2 protein-coding genes are annotated in these 1373 nt (G+C 63.5%); both read right to left on the bottom strand.

What is annotated here, in order from left to right; all coding sequences use genetic code 11:
• Window positions 1-13 precede the first annotated feature (13 nt).
• Window positions 14-361, bottom strand: a complete 348-nt coding sequence (locus tag BN873_RS01640) for a phage tail fiber protein (protein WP_048670239.1) — start codon at window positions 359-361, stop codon at window positions 14-16.
• 28 nt (window positions 362-389) lie between these two features.
• Window positions 390-1373: hypothetical protein (locus BN873_RS20275; protein ID WP_048670238.1), on the bottom strand; the 984-nt coding region annotated here is incomplete at its 5' end.

Here is a 1373-nt window from a genome sequence, read left to right as displayed (position 1 = left end):
CCATGAGGGGTCCTTAGGCGACATCCGCCAGCGTGAGTTGGGTTGCGGTGGTGATCTGGTATTGACCGAGCGCATTGGCGCTGGTATCGCCGGTCAAGACCCGTGCCCCGCGAAAGGTCGCGCCTGCCCAAAAGCCAAGCCAGGCCACGGCCTGATTGGGCGTCAGGGTAAAATTCACCGCCGTACTGAGCGCGCGCTCTCCGCTGGCGGCAGTGGCAAAGGTGCAGCTTTGGCGGCTATAGCCGCCGCCAGCCACTTCGTTGGCCGTGCCAGCGGCGCCGGGATCGGCGGTATGAAGGCTCAGCGTGTTGATATCGCTGGCCGCTAATAACAGGTTTTTAAAATCTACAGTGGAAGTCATACAATCTCCAGAAGAGGGATGAGGGATATCACGTCAACACCGCCGTCAGCGGCAAGGTGAGGGAGAGGCGGCACGCCGCCGGGTCGGTGGGTTGCCAGTCGAACACATCGCGGATGGCCAGGGTATCGGCATCAATCCGGGCCAAGGCGGCTAAGTCGGGTTGGCTGATTTGCGGAATCAGCACGATGGGCGCGTCGTCGGCCTGCTTGCAATCATCAATCAGGTGCAGCAGCGTGGCCCACTCGGCCCGCCGCAGGTTGTTTTCCCAGCGTAACTCGCCACTGAAGCCCGATCCCAGATAGGCCGCTCGCGGGTTGGTGCCCTCGCTGCGGGCCATGGCGTAATCCCGTCGCAAGGTCAGGGCAGCGTTGTACAGCGGCGCAAAGGGATCACCGGCATAGAGCCAGCCCAGACTCATCCCTGCCGCGTTGCTCAGGGTGAGGGTGAGGGTGCGCACCGTGGTGAGCGGTGCGAGCAAGGGCATGATGAGAGGTCCGTCGTTGATCGTGGGCGTTAGCGTGGCCAGCACGCTGGCGGTGGCATCGTAGAGCGTAATGACCACCGTGGCCGGTGCCATCAGGCCATGGCGCAACAGGCCCACCAGGCTGATGGTTTGCGCCGTTGGCCAGGTGATCGTTAATACCGCATCCGATCCAGACCAGCGCCACTGCTCGCCATGCGGACTGCGCACCGCCGCTACCCCATGGCCTTGCCGGACTGAAAAGAGGTAACGATCCCCTGATACAAAACTCGGTGCTGCCCCTGGGACGAATGCCGCACTCAGCCCGTCAGCCAGCGGCACACTGGCCGCTAGGGCGGTATCCGATGACCAGGTGCCGCTATCCTTGCGCCAGCGGAAGCGACCGCCCACCTCCACGCTGAAGCGGAAGGCATCGCGCAACGCAAAGGGCAATCCCCCGCGATGCAGGGTAAAGTCGATGCCAGACGCACTGTAGGCGGGTTCGGCGGCCGTCAGTGCATAGTCCGGCAAGGGACCCAGACTGCTCTCGAC

Origin of the sequence: Candidatus Competibacter denitrificans Run_A_D11, from assembly GCF_001051235.1 — a bacterium.
Taxonomy (GTDB): domain Bacteria; phylum Pseudomonadota; class Gammaproteobacteria; order Competibacterales; family Competibacteraceae; genus Competibacter_A; species Competibacter_A denitrificans.
The sequence above is the reverse complement of the archived record's forward strand: the minus strand, read 5'-3'. Positions and strand labels throughout refer to the sequence as shown.

Bases quoted from the DNA above. Each gene is read 5' to 3' on its own strand.
- BN873_RS01640 (WP_048670239.1), bottom strand. From the start codon at position 361: ATGACTTCCACTGTAGATTTTAAAAACCTGTTATTAGCGGCCAGCGAT.